This is a genomic window from Curtobacterium sp. MCPF17_047 (assembly GCF_003234045.1).
In the GTDB taxonomy this organism is placed as follows: Bacteria; Actinomycetota; Actinomycetes; order Actinomycetales; family Microbacteriaceae; genus Curtobacterium.
In genome coordinates, this window is record NZ_QKSF01000002.1 from 138403 (window position 1) to 158977 (window position 20575).

Annotated in this window: 19 protein-coding genes and 1 tRNA gene; 2 read left to right on the plus strand and 18 right to left on the minus strand. The window is 71.1% G+C overall.

Annotated features, from left to right (window positions below):
- The first annotated feature begins 48 nt into the window (after positions 1-48).
- Complete coding sequence (locus tag DEJ33_RS03035; protein WP_111077356.1) at positions 49-396, plus strand: PaaI family thioesterase; 348 nt, start codon at positions 49-51, stop codon at positions 394-396.
- Positions 397-452: 56 nt separating this feature from the next.
- On the opposite strand, the gene DEJ33_RS03040 is transcribed toward DEJ33_RS03035, so the two are convergent.
- From DEJ33_RS03040 to DEJ33_RS03050, 3 genes are all read right to left on the minus strand, one after another.
- Positions 453-923, minus strand: a complete 471-nt coding sequence (locus tag DEJ33_RS03040) for a GNAT family N-acetyltransferase (RefSeq protein ID WP_111077210.1) — start codon at positions 921-923, stop codon at positions 453-455.
- 51 nt (positions 924-974) lie between these two features.
- A complete protein-coding gene (locus DEJ33_RS03045) occupies positions 975-1580 on the minus strand; it encodes an ANTAR domain-containing response regulator (protein WP_110902212.1) in 606 nt (201 codons plus the stop codon).
- A gap of 81 nt (positions 1581-1661) precedes the next feature.
- A tRNA-Leu gene (locus DEJ33_RS03050) sits at positions 1662-1741 on the minus strand.
- Between the two features lie 126 nt (positions 1742-1867).
- Between DEJ33_RS03050 and DEJ33_RS03055 the strand changes: the two genes are divergently transcribed.
- Positions 1868-2407: an HdeD family acid-resistance protein gene (locus tag DEJ33_RS03055; RefSeq protein ID WP_111077211.1), complete on the plus strand. Its 540-nt coding sequence runs from the start codon at positions 1868-1870 to the stop codon at positions 2405-2407.
- A 28-nt stretch (positions 2408-2435) separates the two neighbouring features.
- On the opposite strand, the gene DEJ33_RS03060 is transcribed toward DEJ33_RS03055, so the two are convergent.
- The 15 genes from DEJ33_RS03060 to DEJ33_RS03130 all read right to left on the minus strand — a co-directional run bounded on the left by DEJ33_RS03060 (position 2436) and on the right by DEJ33_RS03130 (position 20572).
- Positions 2436-3605 (minus strand): VIT1/CCC1 transporter family protein, encoded by a 1170-nt coding sequence (locus tag DEJ33_RS03060; protein ID WP_111077212.1) that lies wholly within the window; start codon positions 3603-3605, stop codon positions 2436-2438.
- Between the two features lie 165 nt (positions 3606-3770).
- Positions 3771-5216, minus strand: a complete 1446-nt coding sequence (pyk, locus tag DEJ33_RS03065) for a pyruvate kinase (protein ID WP_110902209.1) — start codon at positions 5214-5216, stop codon at positions 3771-3773.
- Positions 5217-5313: 97 nt separating this feature from the next.
- The gene (locus DEJ33_RS03070; protein ID WP_111077213.1) at positions 5314-6771 is read right to left on the minus strand and encodes a glutamate synthase subunit beta; all 1458 of its coding nucleotides are present in this window, start codon (positions 6769-6771) and stop codon (positions 5314-5316) included.
- A gap of 77 nt (positions 6772-6848) precedes the next feature.
- Positions 6849-11366, minus strand: coding sequence for a glutamate synthase large subunit (gene gltB / locus DEJ33_RS03075; protein WP_111194295.1), 4518 nt, complete (start codon positions 11364-11366; stop codon positions 6849-6851).
- A 305-nt stretch (positions 11367-11671) separates the two neighbouring features.
- A complete protein-coding gene (lgt, locus tag DEJ33_RS03080; RefSeq protein ID WP_111077214.1) occupies positions 11672-12661 on the minus strand; it encodes a prolipoprotein diacylglyceryl transferase in 990 nt (329 codons plus the stop codon).
- A gap of 94 nt (positions 12662-12755) precedes the next feature.
- A complete protein-coding gene (gene trpA, locus DEJ33_RS03085; RefSeq protein WP_111077215.1) occupies positions 12756-13550 on the minus strand; it encodes a tryptophan synthase subunit alpha in 795 nt (264 codons plus the stop codon).
- Entirely contained in the window at positions 13547-14761 is a 1215-nt protein-coding gene (gene trpB / locus DEJ33_RS03090; protein ID WP_111194251.1) for a tryptophan synthase subunit beta, read from the minus strand. Before trpB ends, trpA begins: the two co-directional genes overlap by 4 nt.
- Before the next feature lie 40 nt (positions 14762-14801).
- Positions 14802-15575, minus strand: a complete 774-nt coding sequence (gene trpC, locus DEJ33_RS03095; protein ID WP_111194296.1) for an indole-3-glycerol phosphate synthase TrpC — start codon at positions 15573-15575, stop codon at positions 14802-14804.
- Positions 15576-15621: 46 nt separating this feature from the next.
- On the minus strand, positions 15622-15861 hold the full coding sequence (locus DEJ33_RS03100) for a DUF6704 family protein (RefSeq protein WP_110902204.1): 240 nt from the start codon (positions 15859-15861) through the stop codon (positions 15622-15624).
- Positions 15848-16591 (minus strand): Trp biosynthesis-associated membrane protein, encoded by a 744-nt coding sequence (locus DEJ33_RS03105; protein ID WP_111194252.1) that lies wholly within the window; start codon positions 16589-16591, stop codon positions 15848-15850. The genes DEJ33_RS03100 and DEJ33_RS03105 overlap by 14 nt, the downstream gene beginning before the upstream one ends.
- Positions 16588-18120: an anthranilate synthase component I gene (locus DEJ33_RS03110; protein WP_111194253.1), complete on the minus strand. Its 1533-nt coding sequence runs from the start codon at positions 18118-18120 to the stop codon at positions 16588-16590. Before DEJ33_RS03110 ends, DEJ33_RS03105 begins: the two co-directional genes overlap by 4 nt.
- A complete protein-coding gene (gene hisI / locus DEJ33_RS03115) occupies positions 18117-18518 on the minus strand; it encodes a phosphoribosyl-AMP cyclohydrolase (protein WP_111194254.1) in 402 nt (133 codons plus the stop codon). Before hisI ends, DEJ33_RS03110 begins: the two co-directional genes overlap by 4 nt.
- A gap of 87 nt (positions 18519-18605) precedes the next feature.
- The gene (hisF, locus tag DEJ33_RS03120) at positions 18606-19409 is read right to left on the minus strand and encodes an imidazole glycerol phosphate synthase subunit HisF (RefSeq protein WP_111194255.1); all 804 of its coding nucleotides are present in this window, start codon (positions 19407-19409) and stop codon (positions 18606-18608) included.
- Complete coding sequence (gene hisG, locus DEJ33_RS03125) at positions 19406-20245, minus strand: ATP phosphoribosyltransferase (protein ID WP_111077221.1); 840 nt, start codon at positions 20243-20245, stop codon at positions 19406-19408. The genes hisF and hisG overlap by 4 nt, the downstream gene beginning before the upstream one ends.
- Positions 20246-20308: 63 nt before the next feature.
- Positions 20309-20572, minus strand: coding sequence for a phosphoribosyl-ATP diphosphatase (locus tag DEJ33_RS03130; RefSeq protein WP_110902198.1), 264 nt, complete (start codon positions 20570-20572; stop codon positions 20309-20311).
- Positions 20573-20575: the final 3 nt, after the last annotated feature.

The window sequence follows — 20575 nt, forward strand, 5'->3', positions numbered from 1 at the left end:
GGCGTCGCGGAGTACCTCGCGCGCGGCGTCGGGCAGCTCGCCGAGAAGATGGGCATGGAGTTCACCGAGCTCTCCGCCGAGCGGTCGGTCGCCAGCATCCCCGTCGAGGGCAACCGACAACCCGCGGGCCTGCTGCACGGTGGCGCCTACGTCGTCCTGGCCGAGAGCCTCGGGTCGATGGCGGCGAACATCCACGCCGGTGCCGGTCGCTACGCGGTCGGCATCGAGCTCAGCGCGTCGCACACGCGGAGCGCGACGAGCGGCCGGGTCACCGGCACCTGCACCGCGATCCACCTCGGCGGCACGCTCACCACGCACGAGATCGTCCTGACCGACGACGAGGGCCGGCGCTGCTCGACCGTGCGCATCACGAACATCATCCGCGACGCCCGCTGACGCTCGGGTGGGCCTCGGGCGCTGCACCTCGAGCTCCGGGGCTGGTCCGCCAGGGCTCAGGCCTCTGGCGGACGCTGCAGCAGGAGCGGGTTGTCCCCGAACCCGAGCCGCCGGTAGAGCGTCTCGCCGTCGACGCTCGAGTGCACCGACGTCCGCTCCACCCCGGCGTCGTCGGCGAGCTCCAGCAGTGCCGTGACCAGTCGTCTCGCGACACCCCGGCCGCGCAGGTCCGGGTGCACGTAGACGGTCTGCACGTCACCGGTCACCCGACGCTCGGGTCGGTCCGGCGTCGGCGGTCGCTCCGTCAGGGCCAGCCAACCCATCCCGAGCACGACGCCGTCTCGCTCGGCGACGACGCACCGATGGCTGTCCGGGTTCGCGGCCGCGAACGCGGTCGTCGCATCGCGGTACCGCGCGGCGGACACCGCGGGCGTCGCACCGCCCTCGTCGACGCTCCACCGCCAGCGCAGGTCGGCCACCGTCGGCAGGTCGGCCGGTCGGGAGGCCCGGATCACCACGTCGTCCATGCCCTCACCCTGCCACGTGGCAGGGCGGAACCGGTATGTCCGCGCCGACGCCTACTTCTTGGCGCTGAGCTGCTCGATGATCGCCTTGGCGACGTCGTGCATGGTCAGCCGGCGGTCCATGGACGCCTTCTGGATCCAGCGGAACGCCTCGGGCTCGGTCAGGCCCATCTTCTCGTTGAGCAGGCCCTTGGCCCGGTCCACGAGCTTGCGGGTCTCGAAGCGCTCGACGAGGTCCGCGACCTCTGCCTCGAGCGTGATGATCTGCTGGTAGCGCGAGAGGGCGATCTCGATCGCAGGGAGCAGGTCGTTCGGGGTGAAGGGCTTCACGACGTACGCCAGCGCGCCGGCTTCGGTCGCCCGCTCGACGAGCTCCTTCTGGCTGAACGCCGTGAGGAGGACGACCGGGGCGATGTGGTTCTTCGACAGCCGCTCGGCTGCGGAGATGCCGTCGAGCTGCGGCATCTTGACGTCCATGATGACGAGGTCGGGGCGCAGGTCGGTCGCGAGCTGCACCGCGGTCTCGCCGTCACCGGCTTCACCGACCACGTCGAACCCGTTGTCGCGCAGGATCTCGACGATGTCGAGGCGGATGAGCGACTCGTCCTCGGCGACGACGACGCGACGGGGTGCGGCTGCGGTTGCTTCTGTGTCACTCACGACGGAGAGCCTACTAGACGCTCGATCCGACCGCGGCAACCCAACCCGACGGAGCTCCGGTACTCGGAGCTCCGGCACTTGTACGAGTGGCGGGACTCGAACCCGCACGCCAGAGGCAGAGCATTTTGAGTGCCCCGTGTCTACCATTCCACCACACTCGCGAGCCGTGCCAGCGTAGCAGTCGCGCCAGCCGACGCAGGTTCCGGCCAGGCCCCGGCGCACCGCGACGCGGGTGGCCCGGTCACGGTACGGTCGGAGGTCCGGCTGACCTGTCAGGGAGGAGCCCCGTGGACTCTCGTGCCGTCCGCACGTTCCGCGCGTTCGTCGTCGTCACCGCGGTCGTCGCGATGACCGCCGGCGTCGTCGCCGTCGTCTGGCCACGACCGACGCTCGTGCTCGTCGCGCTGCTGTTCGGGGTCTACCTGGTCGTCGCGGGGGCGATGCGGGTGTTCGCCGCGGCGCGCGGGTACGGCACGCCGGCCGTGTGGCGCTGGACCTCGGGCGTGGTCGGCACCCTCGTCGGCATCGCCGGGCTCGTCACGCTCCTCGACCCCGCGGTGCCGCTCGTCGTGTACGCGGTCCTGGCCGGGGCCGGCTTCCTGGTCGAGGGCGTCGCGGCGCTCGTCGGCGCCCTCGTCGGGCACCCCGGCTCCTCGCGGGCGCCGACCGTCGTGAGCGGTGTGCTCTCGGTGCTCTGCGGTGCGGCCGTGTTGCTCGCACCCACGACGGCACTCGAGGTGTTCACCGTACTGGCCGGCATCGCGCTCGTCGGGGTCGGCAGCGCGGCGCTGCTCCTCCTGCCGGCCCGCGCGGCCGCCCGCCGCTGACCGGCCACTGCCGGACGCTCACCGGCCGCTAGCCGGTGCTCGTCCCGAACAGCAGACCGAGCAGGTACGTCACGGCGGCGGCGCCGAAACCGATGCCGAGCTGCCGCAGGGCGCGCCGCAGCGGCGAAGCACCGCTCAGCACACCCACCACCGCGCCGGTGCCGAGCAGGGCGAGGCCGACCAGGGCTGCCGCCAGACCGATGGCCGGCCAGCCCTCGAGCCCGAACAGGTAGGGCAGCACCGGGATCACCGCACCCGACGCGAAGAAGCAGAAGCTCGAGAGCGCCGCGCTCGTCCCGGTGCCGATCGCCTCGTGGTCGTCCCCGTCCTCGGTGACGCCCGGTCGGGGCAGGGCCGACCGCGACCGGACGACCGGCACGCCGCCCGTGGTCGGGGCGACGAGCAGCGAGGCGATGACCTCGTCGGCGTGCGCGGCGGCCTCGTCCTCGCTCATCCCCCGCGCCCGGTACACCAGCGCCAGTTCGTTCACGTCGACATCCAGGTCCGCGACCGCGTGCTGCGCCTCCGGGTGCGGCGCCGAGGCCTCGAGCAGTTCCCGCTGCGACCGCACCGACACGTACTCCCCCGCGCCCATCGACAGCGCCCCGGCGAGCAGACCGGCGATGCCACTGAGCAGGACGAAGTGCCGATCGGCTCCGGAGGCACTGATGCCGATGATGAGCGCCAGGTTCGACACGAGGCCGTCGTTCGCCCCGAAGACCGCGGCGCGGAAGGTCCCCGACAGGCGCATCCGGCCCCGGTTCGCGAGCCCCCGCACCACCTCGCCGTGGATCCGCTCGTCGGCGGCCATCGTCGCGGTGGCGTCGGCGTCGTCCGCGTACGGCGAGCGGTCCTCGGCCCGCTGCATGAGTGCGAGGACGAACACCGACCCGAACCGCTTCGCCAGGGCGGCGAGGACACGGGTCCGCAGGCTGCCTGCGAGCGGACGGCCGACGTCGTCGCCGAGCAGGTCACGCCAGTGCTGTTCGTGTCGCCCCTCGGCCTCGGCGAGGGCCGTCAGGATCTCGCGCTCCTCGCCGCTCCGCCGCGTGGCCAGGTTCCGGTAGACGGCGGCCTCGGCACGCTCGTCCGCCAGGTAGCGGCGCCACCGCTGCACGTCGGCGCGGGAGCGCGTCGCGCCGCCGGACGGTGCACGGTCCGACGGTGGGCGGTCGGGCTGGAGGCTCGGGTCAGCCATGCGACGCTCCTCGCGTGTTCGGTCGATCGGGACGGGACCACGCTACCGACGCGGCCGGCGTCGAGGACGCACCGCGGGCCTCCCGGCCGACTGAGCAGCCGAGCGTCACACGACGAGAGGCCGCCGCCCGGTCCGGGTGACGGCCTCTCGTCGATCGGTCCGGGGTCAGTCGCGGACGTACGCCGGCGCGGCCTCGGCGTGCGCGTCACCGACGCGGTGCACCCGGAGGTCGTTCGTCGAGCCCTCGAGTCCGGGAGGGGAACCCGCCGTGACGATGACACGGTCGCCGGGGATGGCGAGACCGTTGCCGATGAGGACGTCGTCCACCTGCGAGAAGAGCTCGTCGGTGTGCGTCTTCCGGTCGACCAGGAACGAGCGTACGCCCCAGGTCAGCGCCAGGCGGCGACGGGTCGCCTCGTTCGGCGTGAACGCGATGATCGGCAGGCCGTGGCGGAGGCGCGACATACGACGCGCGGAGTCACCCGACTCGGTGAACACGCAGAGGTACGACGCCTCGGTGAACTCGGCGATCTCGACGGCCGCGAGGGTGATCGCACCACCGAGGGTGCGCGGCTTGGTGCCGAGGGGCGCGATGCGCTCCAGGCCGTGGTCCTCGGTCGACTCGACGATGCGGGCCATGGTGCGGACCGTCTCGACCGGGTACTCGCCGACACTGGTCTCGCCCGAGAGCATGACCGCGTCGGCACCGTCGAGGACGGCGTTCGCGACGTCGGAGGTCTCGGCGCGGGTCGGGATCGGGGACGAGATCATCGACTCGAGCATCTGCGTCGCGACGATGACCGGCTTCGCCATCCGGCGGGACAGCTCGACGGCGCGCTTCTGCACGATCGGGACCGCCTCGAGCGGCAGCTCGACGCCGAGGTCACCGCGGGCGACCATGATGCTGTCGAAGGCGTCGATGATCTCCTCGAGCGCGTCGACGGCCTGGGGCTTCTCGACCTTCGCGATCACGGGGAGGCGCTTGCCCTCTTCGTCCATGATCTCGTGGGCGCGCACGACGTCCGAGGCGTTCCGGACGAACGAGAGCGCGATGAGGTCGGCGCCCTGGCGGATGCCCCAGCGCAGGTCGGCCTCGTCCTTCTCGCTCAGTGCGGGGACGTTCACCGCCACCCCGGGCAGGTTGATGCCCTTGTTGTTCGAGACGGTGCCGCCGACGACGACCTCGGTGCGGACGCGCACGCCGTCGGTGTCGAGGACGCGCAGGCGGACCCGACCGTCGTCGATGAGCAGCGGGTCGCCGGGCTTGACGTCCTGCGGCAGGCCCTTGAAGGTCGTGCCGCAGACGTCCTTCGTGCCGGGGACGTCCTCGGTCGTGATGGTGAACTCGTCGCCGACGGCCAGCTCGTGCGGGCCGTCCGCGAACTTCGCGAGACGGATCTTCGGGCCCTGCAGGTCGACGAGGATCGCGACCGGCTTGCCGAGCTCCTCGGCGGCGCGACGGACGTTCTCGTAGTTGGCCTCGTGCACGCTGTAGTCACCGTGGCTGAGGTTCAGGCGGGCCACGTCGACCCCGGCCTGGATGATCTGCTTGACGACCTCGTAGTCGGCGGTTGCAGGTCCGAGCGTCGAAACGATCTTTGCGCGTCTCAATGGATTCCTTCGTGTGGTGGTGTGGCTTCGGGAACGACGAGAGGCCACCAGCACCCTATCGAGTGCGAGTGGCCTCTCGTCTACGGGGAGGGGACCATCAGACCGAGATCGCCCGGTCCGTCGCCTTGACCGGGGACGGCAGGATCGTCGAACCCTCGAGGTACTCGTCGACCTTCGCGGCAGCGGCGCGGCCCTCGGCGATCGCCCAGACGATCAGGGACTGACCGCGACCGGCGTCACCGGCGACGAAGACGCCCGGCTCGTTGGTCGTGTAGTCGGCCTGACGGCTGACACCGCCGGAGACGCTCGTCGGGAGACCGAGCTGCGGCTCGAGCGTGTCGGTCTCGGGACCGGTGAAGCCCAGCGCGATGAGCACCAGGTCCGCCGGGATCTCCCGCTCGGTGCCGGCCTTGGGGACGCGACGTCCGTCGAGGTACTCGGTCTCGGCGACGCGGAGGGCACGCACCTCGCCGGCCTCGTTCGCCAGGAACTCCACCGTCGACGCGAGGAACATGCGCTCCCCGCCCTCCTCGTGGGCGCTCGTGACCTCGTACACGGTCGCGAACATCGGCCAGGGCTGCTCCGAGGGACGCTCGAGCGGCGGCTGCTTGCCGATCGCCAGGTTCGTCACGCTGAGCGCGCCCTGCCGGTGCGCGGTGCCGATGCAGTCCGCGCCGGTGTCACCGCCGCCGATCACGACGACGTGCTTGCCCTCGGCGGTGATCTGGTTGTCGACGACGGTACCGGCGTTCGCGCGGTTCTGCTGGACCAGGTAGTCCATGGCGAAGTGCACGCCGGACAGGTCGCGGCCCGGGATCGACAGGTCGCGCGGCACCGTGGCACCGGTGGCGACGACGACCGCGTCGTAGCGGGACTTCAGGTCGTCCCAGGTGATGTCGCGGCCGATCTCGACGCCGGCACGGAAGCGGGTGCCCTCGGCCTGCATCTGGGCGAGGCGGGCGTCGATCTGCCGCTTCTCCATCTTGAAGTCCGGGATCCCGTAGCGGAGCAGACCACCGATGCGGTCGTCGCGCTCGTACACGGCGACCGTGTGGCCGGCCCGGGTCAGCTGCTGCGCGGCAGCGAGACCCGCGGGGCCGGAGCCGACGACGGCGACGGTCTTGCCCGTCAGGCGCTCCGGCGGGTGCGGGGTGACCCACCCGTTCTGGAACGCGTCGTCGATGATCGCGACCTCGACCTGCTTGATGGTCACCGGCGGCTGGTTGATGCCCAGCACGCAGGACGCCTCACACGGGGCCGGGCAGAGGCGACCGGTGAACTCCGGGAAGTTGTTCGTCGCGTGCAGACGCTCGATCGCCTGACGGCCCTCGCCGCGCCAGGTGAGGTCGTTCCACTCGGGGATGAGGTTGCCGAGCGGGCAGCCCTGGTGGCAGAACGGCACGCCGCAGTCCATGCAGCGGCCGGCCTGACGCTTCAGCGCACCCGACTCCTGCTGCTCGTAGACCTCTTTCCAGTCCATCAGCCGGACGGGGACGGGGCGGCGGGGCGGCAGTTCACGTTCCTGGACCTTCAGGAACCCCTTGGGGTCAGCCACGGGTCACCTCCTGGGTGAGGGTGCGGGTCGAGCGGGTGCGGGTCGAGCGGACGGCGGGGTCGCCGGTGCGGATGTCGTCAACCACCGGTGACCTCCAGGATGCGGTTCCAGACGACGGTGCCGTCCGGGTCGAGGCCCTCGTCGACGGCCTGTCGACGCGTCTCGAGCACGGCCGCGTAGTCACGCGGCAGCACCTTGACGAACTCGGACAAGTCGCCGGAGTCGAGCAGCCCCGCGGCGATCGTCGAGCCGGTCTCGTCGGCATGCCGTCGGAGCAGGTCGGTGACGATCTCGACGTCGGCGCTGTCGAGCGGCTCCAGCCGGAGCTCCCCCGAGGCCAGCGCGTCGGTGTTGACGAGTTCGCGACGGAGGCCGCGGACGTACGCCGTGCCTCCGGACATGCCGGCACCGAGGTTCCGGCCGGTCTCGCCGAGGATGAGCGCGAGGCCGCCGGTCATGTACTCGAGCGCGTGGTCGCCCACACCCTCGACCACCGCGGTCGCACCCGAGTTGCGGACCAGGAAGCGCTCCCCCACGATGCCGCGGATGAACATGCTGCCCTGGGTGGCGCCGTAGCCGATGACGTTGCCCGCGATGACGTTCTCCGCCGGGTCGAACCCGACGTCCTCGGCCGGACGGACGACGATCTCGCCGCCGGACAGCCCCTTGCCGACGTAGTCGTTGCTGTCGCCGACCAGGCGGAGCGTGATGCCGGCCGGCATGAACGCGCCGAGCGACTGCCCGGCCGACCCGCGGAGGGTGATGTCGATCGAGCCGGTCGGCAGCCCGTTCTCGCCGTGTCGCAGCGTGACCTCGTGGCCCAGCATCGTGCCGACCGCGCGCTCCGTGTTGCGGATCGGCAGGTCGAGCGACAGCGTGCCACCGTGCTCGAGCACGTCGGACGCCTCGGCGATGAGCCGGACGTCGAAGTGCTGCTCGAGTTCGTGGTCCTGCGCGCGGCGACGGCTGCGCGGCTCGTCGGGGGCGAACTCCGGTCCCTTGAGCACGGGCCCGAGGTCGAGACCCGACGCCTTCCAGTGCTCGACCGCACGGTCCACGTCGAGGGCGTCGGCATGACCGATCGCCTCGTCGAGGCTCCGGAAACCGAGCTCGGCGAGGAGTTCACGGACCTCCTGCGCGACGAACTCGAAGAAGTTCACGACGAACTCCGGCTTGCCGGAGAAGCGCTTGCGGAGCTCCGGGTTCTGCGTGGCGACGCCCACCGGGCAGGTGTCGAGGTGGCAGACGCGCATCAAGATGCACCCCTCGACCACCAGCGGAGCGGTCGCGAAGCCGTACTCCTCGGCGCCGAGCAGCGCGGCCACGACGACGTCGCGACCGGTCTTCATCTGTCCGTCGACCTGCACCGTGACACGGTCGCGCATGCCGTTGAGCATGAGCGTCTGCTGCGTCTCGGCGAGGCCGATCTCCCACGGGGTGCCGGCGTGCTTCAGCGAGTTCAACGGGCTGGCGCCGGTGCCGCCGTCGTGGCCCGAGACGAGCACGACGTCGGCCAGGGCCTTCGTCACGCCGGCCGCGACCGCACCGATGCCGGACTGGCTGACGAGCTTGACGTGCACGCGTGCCGAGGGGTTGGCCCGCTTCACGTCGAAGATCAGCTGCTTGAGGTCCTCGATCGAGTAGATGTCGTGGTGCGGCGGCGGCGAGATGAGGCCGACACCGGCGGTCGCGTGCCGGGTCCGGGCCACCCACGGGTACACCTTCTGCGGGGGCAGCTGGCCGCCCTCGCCGGGCTTGGCACCCTGCGCCATCTTCAGCTGGATGTCGGTGGCGTGCGTGAGGTACATGCTCGTCACGCCGAACCGACCGGAGGCGACCTGCTTGATCGCGCTGCGGCGCTCCGGGTCGAGCAGGCGCTCGACGTCCTCGCCGCCCTCACCGGTGTTCGACCGTGCGCCGAGACGGTTCATCGCGATCGCGAGCGTTTCGTGCGCCTCCTGCGAGATGGACCCGTAGGACATCGCGCCGGTGTTGAACCGCTTGACGATCTCGGCGATCGGCTCGACCTCGTCGAGGGGCACCGGGGTCCGGTCCCCGGCGCTGAAGCCGAACAGGCCGCGCAGCGTCATCAGCTGCTCGGACTGGTCGTCGACCGCCTTCGAGTACTCGCGGAACACGTCGTACCGGCGGGCACGGGTCGCGTGCTGCAGGCGGAAGACGGTGTCCGGGTTGAACAGGTGCGGCGGTCCTTCGCGGCGCCACTGGTACTCGCCGCCGGTCTGCAGGCGCTCGTGGGAGAGCACCGCGCCGTCCTGCGGGTACGCCTGCGCGTGCCGCTCGGCGTTCTCCGCCGCGATCACGTCGACGTCGACACCGCCGAGGATCGACGAGGTCCCGGTGAAGTACCGGTCGACGAACTCCTGGCTGAGCCCGACCGCCTCGAACGCCTGGGCACCGGCGTAGCTGGACACCGTCGAGATGCCCATCTTCGACATGATCTTCAGGACGCCCTTGCCGAGCGCCTTGATGACGTTCTTGACGGCCTGCTCCGGCGTGAGCCCGGTGATCATGCCCGACCGCACGAGGTTCTCGCAGGTCTCCATGGCGAGGTACGGGTTGATCGCCGAGGCGCCGTACCCGATCAGGGTCGCCACGTGGTGCACCTCGCGCACGTCGCCGGCCTCGACGATCAGGCCGACCTTCATGCGCTGCTCGGTGCGGATCAGGTGGTGGTGCACCGCGGCCAGCAGCAGGAGGCTCGGGATCGGCGCACTCTCGGCGTTGCCGTCGCGGTCCGAGAGCACGATGAACTGCTTGCCCGACTCGATGGCCGCGTCGACCTCGTCACAGACGGCCTGGAGGCGCTGCTCCATCGCCGTCTCGCCGGCGTCGACCCGGTAGAGCCCACGGATCGTCACGGTGAGGTGCCGACCCGAGACCGTCTCGAAGTGCTGGATCTTCGCCAACTCGTCGTTGTCGATCACCGGGAAGTCGAGCACGATCTGCTTCGCGTGCTCCGGCCCGGCACTCAGCAGGTTGCGCTCCGGGCCGAGCCCGAGTCCCATCGACGTGATGACCTGCTCGCGGATCGAGTCGAGCGGCGGGTTCGTGACCTGTGCGAACTGCTGCGTGAAGTAGTCGAAGAGCAGGCGCGGACGTTGCGACAGCACCGCGATCGGCGTGTCGGAGCCCATCGCGCCGAGCGGCTCGGCCCCGGTCTGCGCCATCGGACGCAGCAGGATGCGGACCTCTTCCTCGGTGTAGCCGAAGGCACGCTGACGTCGGGTCACCGACGCCGGGGTGTGCACGATGTGCTCGCGGTCCGGCAGGTCGTTGAGGTTGATGCGCCCGGACTCGAGCCACTCGGCCCAGGGGCCGGACGTCGCCAGGTCGTGCTTGACCTCGTCGTCCTCGATGATCCGGCCGTTCTCGGTGTCGACCAGGAACATCCGGCCCGGACGCAGACGGCCCTTCCGGACGACCTTCGAGGCGGGCACGTCGATGACGCCGGTCTCGCTGCCCATCACGATGAGGCCGTCGTCGGTGACCAGGAACCGTCCGGGACGCAGCCCGTTGCGGTCGAGCGTGGCGCCGACGAGCGTGCCGTCGGTGAACGTGATCGCCGCCGGGCCGTCCCACGGCTCCATGAGCATCGAGTGGTACTCGTAGAACGCCCGGAGCTCGGGGTCCATGTCGGTCTGGTTCTCCCAGGCCTCCGGCACCATCATCGACATCGCGTGCGGCAGGGACCGGCCGGTCAGCGTGAGGAGTTCGAGGACCTCGTCGAACGAGGCCGAGTCACTCGCCCCCGGGCTGACGATCGGCAGCAGCGGGCCCATGTCGCCGAGCAGTTCGCTCTCGAGCTGCGACTGGCGGGCGCGCATCCAGTTGCGGTTGCCGCGCACGGTGTTGATCTCGCCGTTGTGCGCGAGCGAACGGAACGGCTGGGCGAGCGGCCACGACGGGAAGGTGTTCGTGGAGTACCGCGAGTGCACGATCGCGAGACGGGACGCGAAGCGCTCGTCGCTGAGGTCGGGGTAGAACGGCTCGAGCTGGAGCGTCGTGACCATGCCCTTGTAGACCATGGTGCGGCTCGACAGCGACATGAAGTAGAGCTCGCTGCCCTGCTCCGCACGCTTGCGCAGGCGGAACGCCTGGCGGTCGAGTTCGATGCCGGAGCGCAGTGCGCCCTGCTCGTCGTGGTGGGTGGACGCGACGAAGACCTGCTCGAAGGCGGGCATGGCAGCGCGGGCGAGGGTGCCGAGCACCTCGGGCCGGACCGGCACCTCGCGCCAGCCGAGCACGCGGAGCCCCTCGGCGGTGGCGAGCTGCTCGACCGTGGCCTTCACGTCAGCGCGGGCGTCGGCGTCGAGCGGCAGGTAGGCCGTGCCGACGGCGTACTGACCGGCGTCCGGCAGGTCGAAGTCGACGACGTCCCGGAGGAAGGCGTCGGGGACCTGGCAGAGGATGCCCGCGCCGTCACCGGTGCCGGCGTCCGACCCCACGGCACCGCGGTGCTCGAGGTTGCGGAGCGCACCGAGGGCGGCGTCGACGATGTCGTGTCCGGCCGTCCCGCGGAGCGTCGCGACCATGGCCAGGCCACAGGCGTCCTTCTCGTTCGCCGGGTCGTACATGCCGGCAGGGTCGGGGATCGCGGAGAACCGTCGGTGCGGCGAGCGGAGCCCGGTCCGTGTCGACGGGTCGTTCGCGCCGTTCGGGACTGCAGAGGGCTGGGGTGGCAGGAGCGCCATGGGGAACCGTCCTCACGAGGAAGTGGAACAGGGACAGCGATGGCCCGGTGGTGCGTTCCGCCCGAGCGGGCGGGACTGGTGCCCGTGCTCGCCGTCAGGCTGTGCCCTGACGGCGTGCGAGGAGTGGAGTCCGCTTGTGGCGGACGGCAAGCGCGGTGTGGTGCTGCGTTCGGGAGAGGCTGGGGACCTCAGTGTCGGTCGGCGACGACGGCGACCGGCTCCGGATCGGCGACACCGGTCGTGGTGTCGTGCTCCGAGTAGGTGTCGTCCGAGTCTACATCGGACTTCGAGCGCGGCTCGCGACCCGGCAGGTACGGGCTCGGTTCCTTGCCGACGTGTCGTCGGGACTGGATCGCGAAGATGATGATGCCGAGCAGGATCGCGGCGAAGGACATCCAGACGTTGGTGCGGATGCCGGCGAAGGTCTCGCTCGTGTCGACGCGGATGGACTCGAGCACCGACCGGCCGACGCCGTACCAGATCAGGTAGAGCGCCATGACGCGACCCCACTGCAGGCGGAGACGGCGGTCGATGAGCAGGATCAGCACGGCGCCCACGACGTTCCAGATGATCTCGTAGAGGAACGTGGGGTGGAACAGCACGCCCTCCGGCAGCCCCTTCGGGTAGGCCGGGTTCGTCGCTTCGATCTGCAGACCCCACGGGAGGTTCGTCGGCATGCCGAAGAGCTCGTGGTTGAAGTAGTTGCCGAGACGACCCGCGGCCTGGGCGAGCAGCACACCGGGGGCGGCGGCGTCGATGAAGGCCGAGAAGCGGAGGCCCGCCATGCGGCAGCCGATCCAGGCGCCGACCGACCCGAGGATCAGCGCGCCGAAGATGGCGAGGCCGCCCTCCCAGATGTAGAAGATCGAGAACGGGTCGATGCCGGGACCGAAGTAGTCGCTGACGTGGGTGAAGACGTGGAACAGGCGACCGCCGATGATGCCGGCCGGCACCGCCCAGATCGCGATGTCGATGATGATCCACCGCTCGGCACCACGGGCGTTGAGTCGGCTGTTCGTGAGCAGCACGCAGATGACGATCCCGACGAGGATGCAGATCGCGTACGCGTGGATCCGGAAGTCGAGCGGCAGCGTGAAGCCGGCCACACGCTGCAGCCAGGCGGTCAGGTCGAAGTACTGCCAGGCCGTGCTCGGGCTCGGGATGCTCAGGAGGGGCATGTGCGACTGTCGCCTTTCACGTGTGGAGCTGGGCAGTCGATGGGGCTGGCCCCTTGCCCTGCGGGCTGGTCGGCCCGGATCACTGTAGCGCGGGTCAGCGCCGCGCTGCGCCGGACGACAGGTCGGCGGCGCGGTCCGCGACCCCGGTCACGCCGAGGTCGGCGAGTGCACGGACGAACGCTGAACCGATGATGGCGCCGTCCGCGTACTCGAGCACCTCGGCGACCTGGTCGGCGGTGGAGATGCCGAGACCGACGCAGGTGCGCTGGACACCGGCGTCCCGCAGTCGGGAGACCACCGTGCGGGCGGCGGTGTCGACGCCCAGCCGGGCGCCGGTGACGCCCATGGTCGAGACGGCGTAGACGAACCCACGGCTGCGGTCCACGGCCTGGCGCATCCGGACGTCCGTCGAGGACGGTGCCGCGAGGAACACCCGGTCGAGACCGGTGCGCTCGGACGCGTCGATCCACTGCTGGCCCTCGTCCGGGATCAGGTCCGGCGTGATCAGGCCGGCGGCACCCGCTGCGACCAGGTCGTCGGCGAAGCGGTCGACGCCGTAGCGCAGGACCGGGTTCCAGTAGGTCATCACCAGGACCGGCACGTCGACCCGCTCGGTGATCGCGTTGACGGCGTCGAACACCTGCGCGACCTTGAAGCCGTTGGCCAGGCTCTCCTCCGCAGCGCGCTGGATCACCGGTCCGTCCATCACCGGGTCGGAGTACGGCAGGCCGAGCTCGATGACGTCGACGCCGTTCTCGGCGAGGGCGACGGCCGCGTCCACGCTGGTCTGTAGGTCGGGGTAGCCGGCCGGCAGGTAGCCGACGACTGCCCCGGCGCGCTCGACGTTGGCGCGGTCGATGGTGTCGGCAACGGTCTTGTTCGTGCTCACGACTGCTCCGCCGTCTCGTCGAGGATGCCGAAGTAGCGGCTGGCCGAGGCCACGTCCTTGTCACCGCGGCCGGAGAGGTTCACGAGGATGACACCCTCGGGCCCGAGCTCCTTGCCGAGCTTGATCGCCCCGGCGAGGGCGTGCGAGGACTCGATCGCGGGGATGATGCCCTCGGTCCGGCTCATCAGCCGGAAGGCCTCCATCGCCTCGGTGTCGGTGATCGGCTCGTACTGCGCGCGGCCGATCGACGCCAGGTACGCGTGCTCCGGACCGACGCTCGGGTAGTCGAGCCCGGCCGAGATGCTGTGGCTCTCGATGGTCTGGCCGTCCTCGTCCTGCATCAGGTACGACTTCGCGCCCTGCAGCACGCCTTCCCGCCCCAGGGTGATGCTGGCGGCATGGCGCCCGGTCTCGACACCGTCGCCACCCGCTTCGAACCCGTGCAGCCGGACCGACTCGTCGTCGAGGAACGCCTCGAAGATGCCCATCGCGTTCGACCCGCCGCCGACGCACGCGGCGACGGCGTCGGGCAGTCGACCGACGCGGTCCAGGACCTGCTGCCGAGCCTCTTCGCCGATCACCTTGTGGAACTGGCGCACCATCTCCGGGAAGGGGTGCGGGCCGGCGACCGTGCCGAGGAGGTAGTGCGTGGAGTCGACGTTGGCGACCCAGTCGCGGAGGGCGTCGTTGATGGCGTCCTTCAGCGTGCGCGATCCGGTCTCCACCGGGATGACCTCGGCGCCGAGCAGGCGCATCCGGGCGACGTTGAGGGCCTGTCGTTCGGTGTCGACGGCGCCCATGTACACAACGCAGTCCATCCCGAACAGGGCCGCTGCCGTCGCGGTGGCGACACCGTGCTGGCCGGCACCGGTCTCCGCGATCAGCCGTGTCTTGCCGAGCCGACGGGCCACGAGCGCCTGACCGAGCACGTTGTTGATCTTGTGCGAGCCGGTGTGGTTGAGGTCCTCGCGCTTGAGGATGATCCGGGCGCCACCGGCGTGCTTGGCGAACCGCGGCACCTCGGTGATGATCGACGGGCGTCCGGTGTAGTCGCGCTGGAGGGTGTCCAGCTCGTCCCGGAAGGACGGGTCCGCCCAGGCCGAACGGAACGCGGTCTCGAGTTCGTCGAGCGCCAGCACGAGCGACTCGGGGACGAACCGCCCGCCGAAGTCGCCGAAGTAGGGGCCTTGCAGGTCACGGAGTGAGGTCACGGTGGTGCTCCTGGGTGTCCGGCGTGCACCGGACGGGTTGTCAGCCGTCGATGAACGACGCGAGCGTGGCGGCGGGGTCGGCGCCGGTGACCAGCGCCTCCCCGACGAGGACGACGTCGGCGCCGGCGGACCGGTAGTGGGCCACGTCGGCGGGGGTCTTCACTGCGGACTCGGCGACGCGGACGACCCCGTCCGGGATCCGGTCGGCCAATGACCCGAAGAGGTCGCGGTCGAGCGAGAAGTCGGTCAGGTCGCGGGCGTTCACACCCAGGATCCGTGCGCCGGCGTCGAGGCCGCGCGAGACCTCGTCCGCGGAGTGCGCCTCGACCAGGACGCGCATGCCGAGCTCTTCGGCGAGGCCGTGGAGCTGCACGAGCGTGGGCTGGTCGAGGGCCGCGACGATGAGCAGGACGATGTCCGCTCCGGCCGCACGCGCTTCGACGACCTGGTAGGGGTCGGCGATGAAGTCCTTGCGGAGCACGGGGATGCCGACGCGGGCCTTGACCGCTTCGAGGTCGGCGAGCGTGCCGAGGAACTTCCGGCCCTCCGTCAGCACGCTGATCGCAGAGGCTCCGCCGCGCTCGTACTCGGCGGCGAGGGCAGCCGGGTCCGCGATCGGGGCCATCGACCCACGGGACGGACTCGCACGCTTGACCTCGGCGAGGACCTTCACCCGGTCACCCGGGGCCAGGAACTGCAGCGCGTCGAGCGGCGAGGCGACCCGGTCGAGGTCACGCTCGACGTCCGCGTACGGACGGTCGAGACGTCGGAGGGCGGCGTCCTCGAGGGCACCGGCGACCAGGCTCTGCAGCAGGTTGGTGCCGGGCGTGGGCATGCCGTTGACGGGCGCCGACACGGGCTCAGCCGCCGTGGTGCTTGGTGACGTACTTCGGACCGTTGACGCCGTAGCCGGCCTTGCCCATCGCGAAGCCGACGATGAGACCGATCACGACGACGGCAGCGGACGCCCACACGCCCCAGGCGATGTCGAACCAGAAGCAGAGCGTCCCGGCCGCGAAGCCGATCAGCATGATGACGACGGCCGTCCAGGCCGCCGGCGAGTGGCCTTCGCCGAGTTCTGCGGGCTCAGTGTTGCTCACGGTGCTCCTCGTGGTCGCTGGCGCCACCGGTCGGGCGGCGCTCCGTCGATCCTACCGTGTCCGGGGTGTCGGACTGCCCGGCGGCGGCGTCCCCCACGGTCGGGTCGACGCCCGCGCTGAGGTCGTCCCAGTCGACGACCGCGTCGCGGACGACGGGTCGGCGCGGAGCGCCGTCGGCGGACGCGGGACCGCCGCCGGCCCCGGCCGCGGAGGCCGCTCCGGGCGTGGCGGCATCGCCGTACCTCCGGCTCGGGCCGGGCCAGGACCGCTGCAGGAAGAGCACCGCGACGCCGAGCAGCGACGCGAGGACCCCGCCGATGATCCCGATGACCGGCCAGACACCGACGTCGACTCCGGTGACGACCTGCCGGACGGCGCCGATGTCGCTGACGCCGGCGACCGATCCGATGGCGCTCCGCGCGGCGGCGACCGGATCGGACAGTGCCGTGACGCCGGTGACGACGACGGCCACCCCGAGCAGGACCTGCACCACGGCGAGCACGACGCGGACGAAACGGCCGGCGATCGTCATCGCCAGGAACAGGGCGAGGCTGGCGATCGCGACTGCGGTGTACTGCGGCACGACGGTGGCTCCGTCCGCGTCCACGGTCTTCACGACGGCCGCCGTGTGGTCGAGGTGCACGGTGAACCAGGTCTGCGTCCACGACAACATCACGAGTCCGGCGACCAGGAGTCCGAGGACGACGACGAGCGGTCGGGAGCGCTTCACGGGGCGACCCCGGTCATCCGGTTGGCGGTCGCGACGGCACGCAGCGGGGCGGCGGCCTTGTTGACCGATTCGAGGTGTTCGCTCATCGGGTCCGAGTCGGCGACGAGCCCGGCACCGGCCTGCACCCGTGCGACGCCGTCCTGGATGAGGGCGGTGCGGATCGCGATGGCGACGTCGGCGTCCCCGGCGAAGTCGAAGTACCCGACGACCCCCGCGTACGCCCCGCGCTTCGCGGGTTCGAGCTCGTCGATGATCTGCAGCGCGCGCGGCTTCGGCGCACCCGAGAGCGTGCCGGCCGGGAAGGTCGCCCGGAACACGTCGATGGCCGACATCCCCGGGCGGATCGCCCCCTCGACGCTGGAGACCAGGTGCATGATGTGGCTGAACCGCTCGACCGTCATGAACTCCGTCACGGCGACCGTCCCCGGCTCGCACACCTTCTGCAGGTCGTTGCGGGCGAGGTCCACCAGCATCAGGTGCTCGGCGCGCTCCTTCGGGTCCTGCAGCAGCTCGTCGCCGAGGCGCACGTCCTCTTCCGTCGTGGCACCGCGCGGCCGTGAGCCGGCGATCGGGTGCGTCATCGCGCGACCGTCCTGCACCTTCACCAGGGCCTCGGGTGACGCTCCCACGATCCAGAACGGCCGGCCGTCGGTGCCCGCGAGCGACAGGAAGTACATGTACGGGCTGGGGTTCAACGTGCGGAGGACTCGGTAGACGTCGAGGGGGTCTGCCGTGACCTCGTGGTCGAACCGCTGCGAGATGACGACCTGGAAGACGTCGCCGTCGCGGATGAACTGTTTCGACCGCTCGATGGCGGCCGCGTACTCCTCCGGGGTGGACCGGGAGCGTGCGGTCGGTTCGGCGATGTCGAACGCCTCGGCGACGGTCGCGATGCTCGGCTGCACGAGGTCGGCCTGCATCCGGTCGAGCCGGGCCTGCGCGTCCGACCACAGGGTGTCGGCATCGTCCGTGCCGTCGTTGAGCGCCGTCGCGACCAGGAGCACCAGTCCGCTGCGGTGGTCGAGGGCGGCGAGTTCGGCGACGAACGACAGCGCCTGTCCGGGCACGTCGAAGTCGGCGGGCGGCGCGTCGGGCAGGTGTTCGAGCTGACGGACCGCTTCCCAGCCGATGAAACCGACGGTGCCGCCGACGAGGGGCGGCATGCCCGGCACGCGGGGCGTCGCCCAGCGCTCGTGCAGCCGCGCGAGGACCTCCAGCGGCTGCCCGTTGAGCGAGCCGACGGCCCGGTCGGCCGACATCCCGGTGTCGATCCAGGCGGCGCGGTCGCCCTCCTGCGTGAGGACGCCGAAGCTGCGGACACCGACGAACGACCAGCGCGACCAGAGGCCGCCCTGTCCGGCGGACTCCAGCAGGAACGACCCGGCGCGACCGTCGGCGAGCTTCCGGTAGACCCCGACCGGCGTCTCGCTGTCGGCGAAGAGCGCGCGGACGACGGGCACGACGCGGTGGCCGTCGCGGACGAGTCCGTCGAAGTCGTCGCGGAGCGTGGTGCGGGGCGAGTCGCTCATCGCGCCGTCCCGTCCGCAGCCGCGGTGTCGGGCGCCGAGGCGGTCACCGGCTCGAGCGGGTCGACGTCGAAGCACCGGTGGGCACCCGTGTGGCACGCGGCTCCGACCTGCTGCACCGTGACGAGGAGCGTGTCGTCGTCGCAGTCCAGGGCGGCGGCACGGACGTACTGGGCGTGGCCCGACGTGTCCCCCTTGCGCCAGTACTCGCTCCGGGACCGCGACCAGAAGGTCACCCGGCCCTCGGTCAGGGTACGGCGGAGGGCTTCACGGTCCATGTAGCCGAGCATGAGGACGTCCTTCGACGATTCCTCCTGCACGATGGCGGGGAGCAGTCCGTCCGTACCGAAGCGCGCGCGGTCGAGGACCGCTTCGGTGCTGGTGCTGGTGCTGTCGGTCATGAGGGCACCAGCCTACGGCCCTGTCCGGCGCGCTGGCTGCGGACGGACATGCCGGACGGCAGGCCCGACCCGGCCGCCGGGACCGCGTCAGCGGACGACGTGGCCGGCCTGGCGGAGCGCGTCCTTGACGTCGCCGACGGTCATCTCGCCGCGGTGGAACACGCTCGCCGCGAGGACCGCGTCCGCACCGGCGTCGACGGCGGGGGCGAAGTGCTCGACGCGCCCCGCGCCTCCCGAGGCGATGACCGGCACCGTGGAGACCGGACGGACCGCGGCGACGAGCTCGAGGTCGAAGCCGTTCTTCGTGCCGTCGGCGTCGATGGAGTTGACGAGAAGTTCCCCCGCGCCGCGCTCGACGGCCTCGCGCGCCCAGGCGATCGCGTCGATGTCGGTTTCGGTGCGACCGCCGTGCGTGGTGACCACGAAACCGGACGGCATCCGGGCGGAACGCTTGACGTCGAGCGACAGGACGACCGCCTGGGCACCGAAACGATCAGCGATCTCGGACACCAGCTCCGGGCGGGCGATCGCGGCGCTGTTGACGCCGATCTTGTCCGCGCCGCACTGCTGCAGGCGGGAGACGTCGTCGACGGTGCGGACCCCACCGCCGACGGTGAGCGGGATGAAGACCTGCTCGGCGGTGCGGGTGACGGTGTCCCACATCGTGGCGCGGTTCTCGACCGTCGCACCGACGTCGAGGAACGTCAGCTCGTCGGCGCCCTGCTCGTAGTACCGCGCGGCGAGCTCGACGGGGTCCCCGGCGTCCTGCAGGTCGAGGAAGTTGACGCCCTTGACGACCCGACCACCGGAGACGTCGAGGCACGGGATGACACGGACCGAGACCCCGCCGAGTGCGGCGGCCGGTGCGGTCGCGTCGGGTGCGTCGGTCACAGGCGTGCGGCGTGGATCGGGCTGACGAGGATCGCCCGGGCGCCGAGGTCGTACAGCGCGTCCATGATGAGGTTGGCGTCGTCGCGCGGGATCATCACGCGGACGGCCGACCAGGCGCGGTCGTGCAACGGCGAGACCGTCGGCGACTCGATGCCCGAGGCGATCGCGGTCGCCTGCTCGAGCAGGTCGGACGGGATGTCGTAGTCGAGCATGACGTAGCCGCGGGCCACCAGGACGCCCTGCAGCCGGCGCCGGAGCACGTCGATGCCGGAGATGGTCTCGTCGGTGGTGATGAGCACCGCGGTGGACTCGAGGATGACCGGCCCGAAGATCTCGAGTCCGGCGGCGCGCAGTGTGCTGCCGGTCGAGACGACGTCCGCCACGGCGTCGGCGACCCCGAGCCGGACGGCGCTCTCGACAGCGCCGTCGAGCTTCACGAGGGTCGCGGTGACGCCGTGCTGGGCGAGGAACTCGCCGACGAGGCCGGGGTAGCTCGTGGCGACGCGGACGCCCTCGAGGTCCTGCAGCTCGCTGTACCGGCCCGGGGCGCCGGCGAAGCGGAAGGTGGAGTCCGCGAACCCGAGCGCATCGACCTCGTGCGCGGTCGACCCCGAGTCGAGCAGCAGGTCGCGGCCGGTGATCCCGACGTCGAGTGCGCCCGAGCCGACGTAGGTGGCGATGTCGCGCGGACGGAGGAAGAAGAACTCCACCCCGTTGCGCTCGTCGATGAGGTGCAGCGCCTTCGGGTCACGGCGGCCGGCGTACCCGGCCTCCCGCAGCATCTCGGAGGCGGTCTCGGACAGTGAGCCCTTGTTGGGCACGGCGATGCGGAGCATCAGGTCTGCTTCCTGGAGGAGGGGGTCGGTGACGGTTCTGCGGTGCGCGGGGTGACGCGCTCCCTACAGATGTCGCCAGACGTCCGCCGGGGTCAGGCCCTTCGCGATCATGAGGACCTGCAGGTGGTACACGAGCTGCGAGATCTCTTCCGAGGTGCGCTCGTCGCCCTCGTACTCGGCCGCCATCCAGACCTCGGCGGCTTCCTCCACGATCTTCTTGCCGATCTGGTGCACGCCGGCATCCAGTTCGGCGACGGTGCCGGAGCCGTCCGGGCGCGTGCGCGCCTTCTCGGTCAGCTCCGCGAACAGGTCGTCGAACGTCTTCACGTT